Here is a 15711-nt window from a genome sequence, read left to right on the forward strand (position 1 = left end):
ATGGGAAGCCTGCAGTCCGGCACCGTCAGCGTGGCGTCGACGGTCAACGAATACCTGCAGCGTGCCGACTGGCGCGTCAATGCCAACGCCAACCAGGGCTACTCACTGGGCGGGCTGATCCTCAACGCCTCCGGCAAGTTGATCGCCAACTACTGGCTCGACGAGGTCTACCCCGCCGCAGTGGGTGAGGCCCATCGCGAGGGCGACCTGCATATCCACGACCTGGACATGCTCAGCGGCTACTGCGCCGGCTGGTCGCTGCGCACCCTGCTGGTCGAGGGCTTTAACGGGGTGCCGGGCCGGGCGGAGAGCGCCCCGCCCCGTCACCTCTCCAGCGCACTGGGGCAGATGGTCAACTTCCTCGGCACCCTGCAGAACGAGTGGGCCGGCGCCCAGGCATTCAGCTCCTTCGATACCTACCTGGCGCCCTTCGTGCGTCGCGACCGGCTCGACTACCCGGCGGTGAAGCAGGCAGTGCAGGAGTTCATCTACAACCTCAACGTGCCGTCACGCTGGGGCAGCCAGACGCCGTTCACCAACCTGACCTTCGACTGGACCTGTCCGGCGGACCTGCGCGACCAGGTCCCGGTCATCGGCGGCGAGGAGCAGCCCTTCACCTACGGCGAGCTGCAGGCCGAGATGGACCTGCTCAACCGCGCCTACCTGGAGGTGATGGAGGCGGGGGATTGCCAGGGCCGGGTGTTCACCTTCCCGATCCCCACCTACAACATCACGCATGACTTCGACTGGGAGAGCGACAACGCCGAAAGGCTCTTCGCGCTGACCGCCAAGTATGGGCTGCCGTACTTCCAGAACTTCCTCAACTCGGACCTGGAACCCCACATGGTGCGCTCCATGTGTTGCCGGCTGCAGCTGGACCTCAGCGAGTTGCTCAAGCGCGGCAACGGCCTGTTCGGCAGCGCCGAGCAGACCGGCTCGCTGGGCGTGGTGACGATCAACTGCGCGCGCCTAGGGCATCGTTTCGCCGGCGACCAGGCGGGGCTCTATGCCGAACTGGACCGGTTGCTCGAACTGGGTCGCGACAGCCTGGAGATCAAGCGCGACTGCATCCAGCGGTGGATGGACGACGGCCTCTATCCCTACAGCCGGCGTTACCTGGGGACCCTGCGCAACCACTTCTCCACGCTGGGCGTGAACGGGCTCAACGAGATGGTCCGCAACTTCTTCGAGGACCGCTTCGATATCGCCGACCCCGAGGGGCAGCAGCTCGCCATCGAGCTGCTGGAGCATGTCCGCGAGCGGATGCGGGCGTTCCAGGAGGCCACCGGCCACCTCTACAACCTGGAGGCGACCCCCGCCGAGGGAACCACATACCGCTTCGCCAAGGAGGACCTCAAGCGCTTCCCCGGCATCCTTCAGGCCGGCACACCGCAGGCGCCCTACTACACCAACTCCAGCCAGCTGCCGGTGGGCCACACCGACGACCCCTTCGAGGCCCTGCTGCACCAGGATCCGCTGCAGACCCGCTATACCGGCGGGACCGTGCTGCACCTCTACATGCGCGAGAAGCTCTCCTCGGCCAGGGCCTGCAAGCAGCTGGTACACACCGCGCTGTCCCGCTTCCGCCTGCCCTACCTGACCGTGACGCCGACCTTCTCGATCTGTCCGGTGCACGGCTACCTGGCCGGCGAACACGAGTTCTGCCCGAAGTGCGACGAGGCACTTCTGGCACAGCACGCCTCGGTGTCCGATGCCACGGCCTGAGGCACATCATCCCTCGTCACACCCGACCACCGAGCACAAGGAGCATCATATGCGCCATACCGTCGAGACCCTGCCCACCGAACAGCGCCAGCGCTGCGAGGTCTGGACCCGGGTGATGGGCTATCACCGCCCGGTCAGCCAGTTCAACCACGGCAAGCAGGCCGAGCACCGCGAGCGTCGGCACTTCAGCGAGTCGACCGCCCACGCATAACGCCATCGCCACCCCTGGCGCCCCGTCAAGCCCGGGGCGCCTGCCTGGAAAGTACCAATGACTGATCCCGAACTAAGCCGGCCGCAGCTGCCCGTGGCTGGCCTGACCCCCATGACCACCCTGGATTACCCCGACCACCTGGCCAGCGTGATCTTCCTGCAGGGCTGTCCCCTGCGATGTGGCTACTGTCACAACCCGCAAATGCTCGAACCGAGAAGGGCCAAACCCGATGAGTGGGCGAAGATCGAGGCCTTCCTGGAGACGCGCCAGGGCCTGCTGGAAGGGGTGGTGTTCAGCGGCGGCGAGCCCACATTGCACGCCGACTTGCCGCTGGCCGCCGCGCGGGTTCGCGCCCTGGGTTTCAAGGTCGGGCTGCATACCGCCGGCGTCTATCCCCGGCGCCTGTCGGCGATGCTGCCCCATCTCGACTGGGTGGGGCTGGACGTGAAGGGACCTGCCACGCAGTTCGACGCCATCGTCGGTCGACTCGGCATGGGCGCCGCCCATCAGGAGAGCCTGGCCCAGCTGCTGGCGAGTGGCATCACATTCGAATGTCGCACCACGGTCCACTGGCGCGACTTCGATCTGGAAGACCTGGACGGCCTGGCATTGGACCTCGCCTCACAAGGCGTGGAGCACTATGCCATCCAGGTCGCACGCACGGGGCAGTGCCTGGACGAGGCCTATGCTCGCCCAGTGATGCGGGCCCCCTCGACTGCCGATCTGCAGGCGCTCGTGGAGCGCCTGCAGCCCGCCTTCCGGCGTCTCGAACTGCGTTTATGAAGTACTTGAGGCATGGGCTCTTCTCGGCCAATGGTTCGTACCATGGGCAATTACACGGGACCCTACACCTAGGGGCTAAACACCTAGACTGAAAATACCTTGGCGTCTGGCCCGAGTGGCGGGAGCCACTTCAGCTCATTGGAGATGCACCGCCTCGAAGCGGGCAAGTGCCTCGCCCTCTTCACCGACGAGCGTCAAGTTTTCGCCCTCAACCTGCCAGCTGGTGATGTCGCCGAGCGCATCGAGAAATTCTCTTTCGAGTTCCATCACTTCGCCAGGGCAGGCCATCATGGTGGTGGCAAGCTGACCGAAAGTTAACCGATCGCCGTCGCGTTCATAGTCACCCATCATGCGGTTGCAGCCGGTGGAGCCTGACAGGTGGGCGTCCTCGGAATGCAGCACCAGATGCGCTTCGCGCGCCTCATCGATGGTCACCGCCTGGCGCTCACCCACCAACACCAGCTTCCAGTAGGTATTCTCCAGGGGCTCATTGGCATTATCACCACCCGAGGTCGCATCAAACCCGGCGCACCCGGCAAGAGCCAGGGTGCCGACCAGCAGTGCCGCAAGCGAATACTTCTGTTTCATCGTGGTCACTCCATTGCCATTCATGAGCCTTATCAGGCCACCCGGCGGCATAAGGTTCCGCCACTTGTAATGGAAGATTGAGCCCGCCGAACGCGTCCACCACCTGCACACGATCACGCTTCATCGCTCCACCTCGATCAAGGCCGGATCATCCTCCACCGGCTTGTTGACCCGGTTGCTCACCGGCCAGTGAGTCAGCCGCTCGTGCGGGAGGTGGTGAACCAGGTGGCGGATCGTCTCGCGGTCGGTCAGCTCGGGATCGAGCCAGGGCTCCAGGCTCTGTTGATCCAGGATCAGCGGCATGCGGTCGTGGATCTGTTTGGCAATGCCGCGGGCCGGCTCGGTGATGATGGCGCAGCAGGCGGTGTCATCGTCTAAGGGCGCCCAAATCCCGCCCAGGAAAAGGGGCTGTCGGTCCTCTCGGGTGATGAACCAGGGCTGCTTGCCTCCCTCTGCTGGCATCCACTCATACCAGCCATCGGCGGGTATCAGGCAGCGGTGCTTGTGGAAGGCACCGCGAAAGTAGCGCGAGCTGTCCAGACGTTCGGCCCGAGCGTTGATGGGTGCGGGGCCGCTATGCCCGGCCCACTGGGGCCGGTAGCCCCACCAGATCTCGTCGAACAGCGGATCACCGTCCATCGAATAGCGCAGCACACCCGTGATCCAGGTACCCGGCGCGACGTTGTAGCGCGGCTGCCAGACGTCCGATGGTGGCGGCAACCGAAGCGCGCGAGCGACGGTGACAGGATCGGCGTAGAGGGCGAAGCGGCCACACATGACGGATCAACCTCCCGATGCGAATGGGCCGCAGACCAGTGGGTACAAGGGTCGCCGCACAACATTGCACACGGCTGCTTGGTTCCCCCGGCTCTGGACCTGGTAATTCTAGCTTGCCGAGGATAACCTGGTATCATACGCGGCCCAGAGTCAGGCGCGACCAACCAAGGGCTACGTCAAAGCTGTATGCAGGGTTAATGCTCACGTTGCCTGGGCGGGCTCGGCGGCCACTCTTCATGCAGGTTAGTGCTCTGGATGAGATTCGAAATGTCGGGCAAGTTCTCGCGGCAATGCTTGAAGCCACACTCCCAGACGACCAGGACACGCCAGCCCAGGTGCTGCAGCTCCACATAGGCCCTGTTGTCTCGGCGGACATTGCCAAGGAACTTCTCCTCCCAGAACGCCTGACGTGTCTTCGGAGTCGTGGTGTAGTAGCAGCCGGGGTGCCGATGCCAGAAGCAACCATGCACGAAAACAGCCAGCTTGTAGCGAGGCAGCACCAGGTCGGGGGAGCCGGGAAGGTCCTTGCGATGAAGTCGAAAGCGGTACCCCAAGGAATGAAGGTATCGGCGCAGGAACAGCTCCGGCTTGGTATCACGGCCTCTGATGCCTTGCATCATGCGCGAGCGGGTCGTGCTGTCAACGACGTCGTTCACGCCAACCTCCTGACCATGAACATATTGCAGGTTCTCAACAATGACTAAGCCGGTTCAACTAGTAGATCTGTTCGCGGGCCCCGGGGGTCTTGGCGAAGGGTTCAGCTCTATCAGGAGACCGGATCGCAGCCGTCAGTTCAAGACGCTGGTGTCGGTCGAGAAGGAAGCATCGGCCCATCGCACCCTGACCCTGCGTGCGTTCTATCGCCTGTTGCTCGACAGCGATCGTGGCATGGATGCCTACTTCGAATACCTGCAAGGTGGAAAGCATCCAAGCAGCAGGGACGATGTCAAGGACCTGTGGCTGGAAGCTGAGCAGGAAGCTCTACGCCTGGAGCTCGGCGGCGAAGACGGCAACCATGCCTTGGAAGAGCGACTGCATCAGGGACTGGACCATGACCGCGACTGGGTTCTCATCGGTGGGCCGCCCTGTCAGGCCTACTCCGTTGTCGGGCGTGTTCGCAACCGCGGCAACAAGAGCTACCGGCCCGAAGAGGACAAGCGACACTTCCTGTATCGCGAGTACCTGGACGTGATCGCCAGGTTCCGGCCAGCGGTCTTCGTCATGGAGAACGTGAGGGGCATGCTGACGTCTCGGGTCGGCAAGGAGAGGATCTTCGGCCAGATTCTGGAGGACTTGCGAGACCCTGTTAAAGCAACCGGGCATGAAGGTCCAGAGGGCTGCAGCTCTGCAAGTGAATACACAATCTTCTCCCTCAAGGACGATCGCGTCTACTTCCCGAGAACAAAGGGACTTTTCAATACCCCTGATCCACTAGAGGAACACGAGTACAATTCCTTCGTGATCAAGGCGGAGGAGCACGGTATACCTCAGGCTCGCCACCGAGTCATCTTGGTCGGCGTCCGAAACGACATTGTAAAAGGCGTTGGCGTTCAGACGATGGCCACCAGCCTGAAGGTGGATAGCACTGATGATGAGAAGCGAACGGTCGAGCAAGCCTTCATCGGCCTTCCGCCACTTCGAAGCGGGCTGAGCCGTGAAGACTCCTATGAGGCATGGCACGAGGCCATCAAGCGGGTAGCTACTAAGGTAGCGAATGAGCTGCGATCTCAACCGAGCGAGCACCTCGAACCTGAAGACAGGAAGCGTATCGCAGCCGAGCTTAAAGAGATCGCGGAAACGCCACACGAAGAACTACCAAGGCGCCATGTGCCCAATGGAAAACCCAGACCTGTCGGACCGACGACCGAGCTAGAGAAGTGGTACCATGGTGCGCAGGACCCGAACACCAAAGGCCTGTGGTACAACCATGAGGCAAGAAGCCATATGGAGAAGGACCTTGCCAGGTACCTCTACTGTGCAACCTTTGCCAAGGTCATGGGATACTCACCAATTGGCACCAAGGAGATCTACCTCGACTACCTTGCTCCCATGCATGCCAATTGGAAGACCGGTAAATTTGCGGACAGGTTCAAGGTGGTTCTTAAGGATCAACCTTCCAAGACGATCACCAGCCACATATCCAAAGATGGTCACTACTTCATCCACTACGACCCCAAGCAATGCAGGAGCCTCACCGTACGTGAAGCAGCAAGGCTGCAGACATTCCCTGATGACTACTACTTCGAAGGCAACCGCACCGAACAGTATGTCCAGGTAGGCAATGCGGTCCCCCCCCTGCTCGCTCGGCGTATTGCCAACAAGGTGGTGGAAATACTGGAGCGAGCCCAGAGAGGAGAGCTTCAGCAACCTCACTCCAAGGTGCTGCAGGCCTGAACTAAGACGCCGGGTTCAGGTCTGGCGTGTGAATAAAACTAGCGGCACCATCACCAGTTCATCAGCAATCTGATAAGCCAACTTTACGTTAAAAACCTCCTGTAAAGCCGTCATTTTTCAATTTTTCAAGGGCTTTCATAGCTATGCCGCACTGCCTTTCAGTTGGAATGGAGTGTGGAATCTTACTACATCTGTCCAGAACTCCGGCTTCTGTTGGGGTAAGAAGCTTAGCATTCATCCCCCACTCAAGTGCCTGCTTCCAGAACACCCCCCCACACTCAACAACAAATATATAGGTATTCGCTTCTGAAATTTCGGATTGTTCTTTTCGCTCTTCATTGACAACTGATGCAGCTTCTCCAGGTGTTGAAAGATAATCTTTAAAATCTAAAGAATATTTTATACCCCTTTCCTGAACCTGAGCCCAGCAAGCCTGTTTTTTGGCCCACTCACTCATATTCCTGACACCTTCCGGGGGATGAGTGATTACATCATGAGCAATTTCAGCTGCGAGCAAGAGAGCACGTTCCACAGGTTCAGGGACAGACTGCTGACGCCAGATCCTGTCAAGATCAACGCACTGACCTTTTTTATCTATATCGTGTGCAATCTTCGCCATGGAATAGGTAACGATATTTGCCCTGTAACCGCCTTCATACCATGACTGTTGAGGAACTACCTTTTCGAGGCGGCGGAATATGATCGCCTTCGCAATCATCCTCTTGTACCAAGTCTCATCGAAACGTTTATCAGACTTTTTCCATTCTTTTCCAACTTCTTTTTGGAAAGCGACGAAGTTTTTCTGGGCGCCTTGACTCACTACATGAGGAAAACCAGCCCATGAATTCTCGAACTTTGCCAAATCTGTCTTGTTAAAATACTGAGATCGAGGATATTCAAGATCGAATTTCTTGCGTTCTGCCTCAGTACGCCGACTACGCTCATCAGGATATTGGCCACGCGCCCTCTCGTAGAACCACTTGGACTCTTGGTATGAGTTTCGACCTTTAGGTGCAAGGATCCGCCGAGAAAATTCCTGTAAACGCATCTGGAAAGGGTGGTTAGACGCTAGGTCAGCATCATTGACCTTATTCTGGCTGTTTGCATAAAGCGAAATATTAGGAATTATTTCTTCTGACGCCTCTCGCGGGACAACATTGAGCTTCATCTGAACATATACTTGATCCAAACGAGCCTTCGGACGATTAGGCCTGGGCTTGCGAGCTGCATGGATCGAGGCAGTTGTCTGTCCTCCGTTAACAATCTGCAAGTTATCTGCACGAACCAGAGTCGGGCCATTATCTGTCTCGCGTATCTCAACATTATCCGCTGTTGCCGTGATGCCATTGTTGTAGGCAAAGAACATTTCAGGCTCATTTTCCAAGGTCTCACGAATACCTTTGTTTACCTTTCCACGAGCCTGAAGAAAGCTACGAACGTTCGCCTCGAGAAGCCGAGTTCCCCATTTATCGTAAATATCGCCAAGCTGGCTTCCACGAATAACCGCCATATAACTTTCCAGTGCCGAATCACTCATCGATGCACTCAGCACAGGTATTGCACCACCAAAATCCTTCTCGAAGTCAATTACAAGATCTTCTCGAGTTTGGCCTGACCGAATAAATTTCTCAATCCTAGCCAAGTCCCATACACTGTATGTAATTGGTTTTTCATCGATAGTCCCTGCCGGAAGTGCGTCCGCCTTTACTCGCTTCTCAGCGTCCGTCACCAAGATCAGTTTAATTTTTGAAATACTAGACCATGTAGTAGAAATGAGATCAGCCAACATGAAACCATGACTAGTTTCCTCGAGCCTCTCCCGAAAATCTTCTCTTAGCGCATGTCTAAGAAAGACAGACAATCGATTGAAACGTGACTTTAGTTGTTCACCTTGGAAACGGCGCACTTCATCTGTGACCTCAAAATCACAGATAATCAAGCTCAGAATACCCTGCGCATCCCGAGGATCGCCACCGTAGCCATCTACTTGCAGTGCAACACCGTTCTGGCCTGTTCCCTCGAAATACGCATAATCCGCGCCATCCAGTTCGCCCGCCTCGGTCAGGATGTCGCCCATCTTCTCGAAAAAAGCTTCCTTTGTGTAGATCCCACCAGCATCTGCATCAACCTGGACATCGGCGACAAGTTCCCTGTGAAATTCACTGAGATCCGACATGTATCACATCCCTTATTTACTATTGTAAGATTGAGTCTTTTGGATTTCAGACAGAAGCAGGTCATCCGTAGCAATGAAAGGAGAGCAAGCATCAAGTGAAACTGAATATTTCACATTGATAACACCCATCGGTACGGGCGAGGAAATGCGAGGAAAGCCCTCCTCTACAAGGAATGTCATGCGCCTTCCTATCGTCCATCGTCTATCACTGTAATCATGAGCCCAGTCAAATCCTGCTGCTGCCAGCAGTCGTTCCCATGTTCCATAGGCAGCTAGGGTCGTGGATTGAAAGATATCCTCGACGACTTGGACATGATCCGAAAGAGTCATCCCCTCTGGCTTGATTGCGGCATCGACGTCATAGACCAGCAGGAAGACATCCGCCCCTGTGACATCCGCGAGCTGGTCTGCGGATGAGATCTGTACCTGAGGCCTTGCAGCCCCCCTGCGCGCTTTCACCTCCATGCACATACCATGAAGCTCGAAATCTTTCGCGCCATCCTCGGGGCCTCGCCACGCTTCGATCGCCGCTTCCGCCCCGATCTCGGCACAAAGAAGCTGGAGCACCTGGAGCTCCCCGAGCAGGCCTCTCTGTTCCTCGACACTCAAACGCTCAGAAGATCCCCCCCGGAGCAGATGATGCCAACGAAGAGTGCGCCGCACAGCCCTATCAAGGGCATCTGACGGAGTTTCTCCCTGCTCACCGGCTGATACGATATCCTTGCAGAGACTGGCAAAAAGGTCGACCTGCTCAGGATCACGGAGTGCGACGAGCAGCGCATCTCGCGAACCCAGTTTGCGATATCTGATATCGAGGCTCTTGATCTTTGGAAGCGGGAGAATCCTCTCCGCACCATCAGGCAGGGCCAGAGCGAGCGCCACGTTGTCATTTTCGACAACCGCCCAGAAAAAATCGTGTTGGCCTCGCTTGTCAACGCGGCGCGCTTCATCGAACCCTAGCCCCTGCCAAGGATATGATTCAGACATCTGCCATCTCCGCATCTTCATCGAGGTCTTCATCACCGAACAATTCGCGCAGCATGGTCGTATTCATGACATATTCCACCTTTTCATCGGGCCGCGATGAGACGGGGAAACTGATCCCGAAAGCGACGACAGGTTTCTTTGGGAGAAGATGCTGATACCTCTCTCGGTTCTCGGTCTTTTCAGGAAGTCTGACTGAAAGCAGGAAAAGCACGAGAAGCGGCTTATTTCTCACTCGCCGGTAGATATAGTCAGGAAAATTTGTCTTCCCGGTTTTCTTTATATTATGAAACTCCAAGAATTCGGCTTCAGCGCGAGAGGCGTCTTCTTGAGCAACACCAATTTTCTCAACACCTCTAGAGGCAACTCGGGCACGCCGCCCACTTATCGACAATATGCCATCCTCGATATTTTCGAGCCCGATGCTACGTCGCGCAGGCCCAATTGGCCAACCAAGGATATCGCTGACCTCTTCTTTTTCCCTGACGCTGACTAAGAAGACATCCCATTTTTCCAGTTCATCATGGGCTCGCTGATCAATATATCTGAGCAGTGGCTCGATAGTTGTTCCGACACTTTCTCTAGCATTCCGGAACCGCATCAGAAAGCTACCCACAAGAGAAACATCAACATTTCTCAGCAGATAGCCGCCCTTCTCGGGTTTGATATTACTTGGTTCATACCCGTTTTCACGGAGGGCAGTAACGAATTCCCTAGCCGCACTCCGATTGCCCTCCAAAACATCAGGAGCATTCGTCAGCTTGTGGGTCTCGACATAACCATTCGACAGACCGATTTTCACATGTTTCTCGCCCGAACCGAGTTTGTTTCGCGCGGTAACCAAGAGTGACGAAGGGTGGCTACGCACGGCCAGCCCAAACTGCAGGGGCGTCGCCCTATCCCTCTGCATACGCCTGAGCTCTTCGTGGAGCTCCTCGGTGGCTTCGGCGATATGGGCATACCAGCCGATTGCCTGAGGCGGCATCCAGATCCGGCACAAATCCTCGTAATTCCCCCGGTAGCCAAACCAGCGCCCCATCTGCATAAGGGTGTCATACATCATAGAATTGCGGAGGAAGTAGGAGACGGTCAGCCCTTCAAGAGTGAGGCCTCGCGATAGAGAAAACCCCCCAACTGCAATTACGGTCAAACCTCGCTCACCCGCCACCGAGTAGTCTAAGTCATTGACCCGACTGTTCACCTCCACGACCTTCGCACCTCCAATCGAACTGAGCAACTGCGCCTGGATTTCGTCCCAGTTCGACCACGCTTCATGGAACTCGGTGGCCCATACATCGCGTAGTGCAGCAATCTCTGGATCTAGAAGGCCCCGCTGACCCAAAGACGCGTTGATGCGGATAGAATCCCGGATCGTATCAAGCGCATCCTTAAGCCTGTTGCGGATCAGACCCTGCATCCGCGTGAAACGACTGGCATTCACCAACATCGAGGCGTGCTGATCGCGCTGTCCACGCAAATCACGGATGGTCCTCGCGACAAGGAATGCCCGGAGCGCCTCGATCATGCTGGGAGGAAGCGACACGAGATCGTCGTCTTTTTTGTGCCGGATCGGCAATACATCTTCGTTGTCGATTATGTTGCGTAGATAATATGGCTCTTCCTCGTCCGGCATGCCATCGAGGAAAACCTTGCGCGGACCGAAATAATTGTCCGGGGCATCGAGGCCGATGATGAAATCCCGAGGAAAAAGATCTTCCATTTCCATCGCTTCATCTTTTTCTGGATCGATGAAGATATTTGCGAACGGGGTTGCGGTGTAACCCACGTAACAACTTCGGCGGAAAAGGCCAAGTAGCTCCCGGATCTGACTGTTGATCCGGGAGACCTCGTTACTCCCATATTTCACATTGATCGAAGCATTGTCAGCCTCGTCATCGATCAGCAGCATCGGCTGGTCGACCATTTCAGAAGAGTGATTCGCACTGTGCTCTCGTAGCCATTCGGTCAGGTTGCGAAGGGTATGAGTATTCTTCTTGATCACCAGCACAACGGGGACCGCGTAAGAGGCGATCTGGCTCGTGTTCGAAGTCGCAGTGGCCTTGTTGAAGTCTCGGATCGTGTTGGTGAGGCTAACCGGCGTAAACCTGTCATCAAACTCAGCAACTCCAATCAGCTTGGGCCTTTCACTGGTGCCCACTTGGGCTAGTCGGCCGGTATCGCGACCGATGAAGCCTTCGTCAATCCGGCCTTGCGTCTGGTTGCGCAGATTGTTGTGCAGGCCGGCAATCACGATGATCAATCGGTATCCAACGTCGGCGGCCTTGCAGGCTAGCCCGGTGTAGTTAGCTGTCTTTCCGCTCTGTACATGCCCTACGACCATGCCCTTGCGATCCCAGGCTCTTTTATCTCGTGGATTACCGAGGCGCCCGAGGATCGTGTCTGTTACTTGGTCCGTGCCGGAGATGACGTCTTGGGGAAGCTTGTTCTTTAAAAGAAGTTTCTTGTAGCGCATCCAGTAATACCAAGGGTCAGACCCGCTCTCTATTTCCGGCCGGACTGAATCGAGCCAAGGCTCAAAATCATCCGCCGCAACAACAAGGGAACCAAGTCCCATGCTGACACCGATCCGTTCCTCGATATCGCGAGCCAGTATCTCAGCGTCTTCATCGGTCACATCAGAGAAGCGCGATAGTTGCCGAAAATCTGCAATCAGCTCTCGAATTCCTTCAGGAGTGCGGGGAGCGCCACTCGCTAGCATTTGAGAAACGGTGTTATCGAGCATGTCGAGATGATTGGTCATTCCGGCTCCCCTTGTTGGAGAATTTCTGTGAGCACAGGCTCAATTCGTTCCCATTCTTCACGGAACATATCGGTCGTCTTGAGCATGGAGCGAATGCTGGATTTCGAGATTCCGCGGTCAAGCAGGTGCGGAACCATCGAGTGCAGGGCCTGTTCCAGAGCATCCGTTTCGGCAATCGATGCCTTCACTGTCTCGGCGTGACCCAGCATGTCTGCATGCAATGAGTCCACCGGGAGGCCTGCGCCGACGAGCGAAATGCAGTTCCTGAAGTCCTGCCGCAGAGAATCTGGCAGCCGTTCTTGGAACTCGACAAGGGCTGGATGGTCGAGGTTCGGCTGATAAATAATCGTCCCGTCAGTTAGCACACGGTGCCACATCGGCACTCGTGTCTCATCCGTCAGCTTCTGCCCCTTCTTTCTGTAGGTCCGCTTGGAGGTCTGGACGAAGCGTTCGACAATCTTCTTGAGCCGCTCACGAACAGCCGGTGGTAACTGAGCGGATGCCTTCTTAACGTCGATCTTCCAGTCGGAATCCATCGTATTCGGTATATCCACACGAATACGGCAAAGCTTGGTCAGCTCGGTCTGCCTTGCCAGGCCGAGCCAGCTACCGCTGATAATCAGGCGGTCTCCTCGGTAGATGTAGAATCCCTGAGACCTGAGGTGGCCTTCGGGCCCACCAAGCTCCTCCCACTCCTCACGTCGCAGCACATTGTGATGCGGAATGGTGAAACTGCGAATACGCACGACACCATGCGCGAGAGCCAAAGTTTCTTCGGGGTCTACTTGGGTTGCGGGATTTTTAGATGCAAATGGGTCTATAGGTACTAAATCACGACCATTTATCGATATTGAAAGCTTTCCCTTCCCACTGCGTTCCATGAAGCGATGAAAGACAAGGCGTAGATGCCTCTCAGCATCCGCCAGTGCACTGTTAATGTGCTGTGCTCGCTTACTAGCATCTTGCTGATATCCACCATCAACACGATCAAGCTTTTCCCATAAAACCAAAGTTCCGTTGCCAAGAAAAAGATGCGCATGAGGTATATTATTATCGTCTTCAATCAGCGAGACCTCCCATCGGTCAGTCTCAGCAACTTCATCCAAATCCCATCTCGCACCTGCCAATACACCATCGCATCGCGTAAGGATGGTCAACCTGCGACATTGCGAAAAGCTGGCACTCTTAAGACCGAGACCGAAGCGACCTAGGTCAGTTGACGCCCTATCTTCTCGGGGATTCTTGCTGCCAAGGCGTAATGCCTCAATAAGCTCCGTACGTGACATACCACAACCATCGTCTATGATGGCAATGGATGGAGCATCGCTAAGAGTATCTGCGTGGATATGGACCTTAGAAGCCCCTGCAGTTATTGAATTGTCAACTATGTCCGCGAGAGCGGTTGACAGGGTATACCCTATATCCCTCAAACTCTCTATCAACGCTGAGGCGTGAGGTGTGGCATCCGCTTTTATCAGCTTCCCTACTTCCAATTAAATAACCTGCTATGCCGAGGATATGCTGTTATGTCATCCCCAGCTTAGACCACTTCCTAAGCTGAATGAAACCAGGTATTACAGCCAGCTCAGCGACACTCCCACGTCCGCTGCTGCAGCCCCGGCTCAGCCCACACACCCAAGCCTGCTTGCCGTGACCTCTGCTCGGCTACCGAATAACGCCACTCGTCGCAGTATCGGTCGTACACTGCCCTCGCGGGCCGCGCTGATTTCTCCGATGGTGGCGGCGATCACGCTGCCGGTGCCGGGCTTGACCTAGGCAATGCCCGGTAACGGGATGGTCACGACCGCCAGCAGGACCGCACAGGCCAGCTTCCCCCCCAGCCTATGGCTCGCATCCGGTGCCGCTCGTTGCCGGAAAGCGCAACGCCACCGCGCAGGCCAGAGCCAGAGCCACTCCACGCCGGCCGGCCGGCGTCAGCATATCGACTACCGGATGCGAGGCATAGCCGGCCACTACAGCAAGCCATACGCCGTAAGGCAAAAAGGGGACACAGCACCAGAGCCAACACCACACATGCCAGCAGCGAGTGTGTCAGGGTCCGGTGGCCGAAGCGGTAATCAAGCAGCTCGGACAGCCACGGGAACAGGCGGCCAACGATGCCGTGGCGCCTGTCAAGATCCGGAAGAAGTCCCGCGGCGGCAACCAACCAGGCCTCCGATAGTGTAGGGGAGTGCCCCACTCCGAGGCTGTCCTCGATGAAAGCCGCCTGACCGGCAATCATGTGAGTCGGTGCTAGCATGGGAGTCACCCACTCAGCAAGGAGATCCAAGGATGGCGCGCTTCACACTCGAGAGGGGCCGCTGGTATGGATGGAGCATGTACCCGGGATACGGTGGCCCCTACTTCTCGCCAATTCGGGTCGTCGAGCTGCGTCCGCTTGGGACCGGCAAGAGCCTCCTGCAGCTCAGGTTCTCAAACGTCAACTACGCCGCCGGCGTGCAGCTGTTTGAGAACCCGCTGCGGATCCTCTACCGGGCTCCCGACCACATGCTGGCTGCCCTGGTGAAGGATGCCGACCAGCCACCGGAGCGCACGGCAGTAATCAGCCCGCTGACCTGGGCATGGCTGAATGCCTGCGACCCACATCACCGCTTCGACAAGCGCTTCAAGGATGCCGAGCAGGCGGCCACGCACTATTATCAGAAGGTTACTTTTTGAGATACGTAGGCTGGCTCGCATCCAGCCTGTATGCTGGGATGGGCTTACCCGGCATCAAAATGGAAAGACGGATCAGGCTGGGCCCCGGGTCAGTTGGCGGGTTTCTCCACCAAACAGCCTTCTCGACAGGGTGACGAACAGCAGCGAGACCGAAGCCGCACGACCAATCATTAAAACTATCACAAACTGCAATTTTGATTATTTTTACCTATAGAACGATATTTTCAGATCTCCCGATTCTGCTGAACCACCGATGCCTACTAAGCAAAAAATGGCGGGGGTACCTGCGGGGGTACCAAGAAATTTAAAAAATATAAATAACTGAAAAATCAACTTCTTGCCGATGCTTTTAGCGGGACGCCGCCTCCACCAACTCAATACGAATTAAGCACCTACGGGTGCTTTTTTCGTGTCTGGCCGCCGCCATCCCTCCTTCCTATCCCTTCGACACCACGATGATCACCGCCACCAGCACCCCACCCGCCAGGGCCAGCAGGCTGAACGGCCTGCCCTCCTGCTCCGCACGCGGCAGCAGGTGGGTGGCGCCGACGTAGATCAGTGCCCCCGCCGAGAGGGCCAGCAGGGTGCCGAGCCGCGGCGGGTCGAGCACGCTGATCAGCGGCCAGGGAGCCG

14 protein-coding genes are annotated in these 15711 nt (G+C 56.8%); 5 read left to right on the forward strand and 9 right to left on the reverse strand.

From position 1 onward, the window contains the following. From Q673_RS18925 to Q673_RS18935, 3 genes are read left to right on the forward strand one after another with little or no spacing between them, the layout of a single operon-like run. Positions 1–1725 (forward strand): ribonucleoside triphosphate reductase, encoded by a 1725-nt coding sequence (locus tag Q673_RS18925; RefSeq protein WP_023004127.1) that lies wholly within the window; start codon positions 1–3, stop codon positions 1723–1725. 49 nt (positions 1726–1774) lie between these two features. Further along, entirely contained in the window at positions 1775–1936 is a 162-nt protein-coding gene (gene nrdD / locus Q673_RS18930; RefSeq protein ID WP_023004128.1) for an anaerobic ribonucleoside-triphosphate reductase, read from the forward strand. 57 nt (positions 1937–1993) lie between these two features. After that, entirely contained in the window at positions 1994–2719 is a 726-nt protein-coding gene (locus Q673_RS18935) for an anaerobic ribonucleoside-triphosphate reductase activating protein (protein WP_023004129.1), read from the forward strand. Positions 2720–2854: 135 nt separating this feature from the next. Here the strand turns inward: Q673_RS18935 and Q673_RS18940 are convergent, their stop codons facing one another. The 3 genes from Q673_RS18940 to Q673_RS18950 form a co-directional block, all read right to left on the reverse strand. Next, complete coding sequence (locus Q673_RS18940) at positions 2855–3307, reverse strand: META domain-containing protein (RefSeq protein ID WP_023004130.1); 453 nt, start codon at positions 3305–3307, stop codon at positions 2855–2857. 120 nt (positions 3308–3427) lie between these two features. After that, complete coding sequence (locus Q673_RS18945) at positions 3428–4084, reverse strand: SOS response-associated peptidase (protein WP_031217451.1); 657 nt, start codon at positions 4082–4084, stop codon at positions 3428–3430. 194 nt (positions 4085–4278) lie between these two features. After that, the gene (locus tag Q673_RS18950) at positions 4279–4740 is read right to left on the reverse strand and encodes a very short patch repair endonuclease (protein WP_023004132.1); all 462 of its coding nucleotides are present in this window, start codon (positions 4738–4740) and stop codon (positions 4279–4281) included. Positions 4741–4780: 40 nt separating this feature from the next. Between Q673_RS18950 and Q673_RS18955 the strand changes: the two genes are divergently transcribed. Next, positions 4781–6478, forward strand: coding sequence for a DNA cytosine methyltransferase (locus tag Q673_RS18955; RefSeq protein ID WP_023004133.1), 1698 nt, complete (start codon positions 4781–4783; stop codon positions 6476–6478). Between the two features lie 88 nt (positions 6479–6566). Here the strand turns inward: Q673_RS18955 and Q673_RS35685 are convergent, their stop codons facing one another. The 5 genes from Q673_RS35685 to Q673_RS37190 all read right to left on the reverse strand — a co-directional run bounded on the left by Q673_RS35685 (position 6567) and on the right by Q673_RS37190 (position 14659). Further along, on the reverse strand, positions 6567–8654 hold the full coding sequence (locus Q673_RS35685) for an AIPR family protein (protein WP_081711925.1): 2088 nt from the start codon (positions 8652–8654) through the stop codon (positions 6567–6569). 12 nt (positions 8655–8666) lie between these two features. Then, positions 8667–9641, reverse strand: a complete 975-nt coding sequence (locus tag Q673_RS35690) for a PD-(D/E)XK motif protein (RefSeq protein ID WP_081711926.1) — start codon at positions 9639–9641, stop codon at positions 8667–8669. Beyond that, positions 9634–12399 (reverse strand): Z1 domain-containing protein, encoded by a 2766-nt coding sequence (locus Q673_RS18970; protein WP_031217453.1) that lies wholly within the window; start codon positions 12397–12399, stop codon positions 9634–9636. Before Q673_RS18970 ends, Q673_RS35690 begins: the two co-directional genes overlap by 8 nt. Beyond that, the gene (locus Q673_RS0117830) at positions 12396–13892 is read right to left on the reverse strand and encodes an ATP-binding protein (RefSeq protein WP_031217454.1); all 1497 of its coding nucleotides are present in this window, start codon (positions 13890–13892) and stop codon (positions 12396–12398) included. The genes Q673_RS18970 and Q673_RS0117830 overlap by 4 nt, the downstream gene beginning before the upstream one ends. 305 nt (positions 13893–14197) lie before the next feature. Continuing rightward, positions 14198–14659 (reverse strand): metal-dependent hydrolase, encoded by a 462-nt coding sequence (locus Q673_RS37190; protein WP_152527042.1) that lies wholly within the window; start codon positions 14657–14659, stop codon positions 14198–14200. A 32-nt stretch (positions 14660–14691) separates the two neighbouring features. On the opposite strand from Q673_RS37190, the gene Q673_RS18975 reads away from it, so the two are divergent. Beyond that, positions 14692–15078 carry a hypothetical protein gene (locus Q673_RS18975; RefSeq protein ID WP_023004140.1) on the forward strand — a complete coding sequence of 129 codons (387 nt, stop codon included), beginning with the start codon at positions 14692–14694 and terminating at the stop codon, positions 15076–15078. Positions 15079–15514: 436 nt separating this feature from the next. Here the strand turns inward: Q673_RS18975 and Q673_RS36780 are convergent, their stop codons facing one another. After that, the gene (locus Q673_RS36780) at positions 15515–15688 is read right to left on the reverse strand and encodes a hypothetical protein (RefSeq protein ID WP_023004141.1); all 174 of its coding nucleotides are present in this window, start codon (positions 15686–15688) and stop codon (positions 15515–15517) included. Between the last annotated feature and the right edge of the window lie 23 nt (positions 15689–15711).

Source organism: Halomonas sp. PBN3 (assembly GCF_000475415.1).
Taxonomy (GTDB): Bacteria; Pseudomonadota; Gammaproteobacteria; order Pseudomonadales; family Halomonadaceae; genus Halomonas; species Halomonas shengliensis.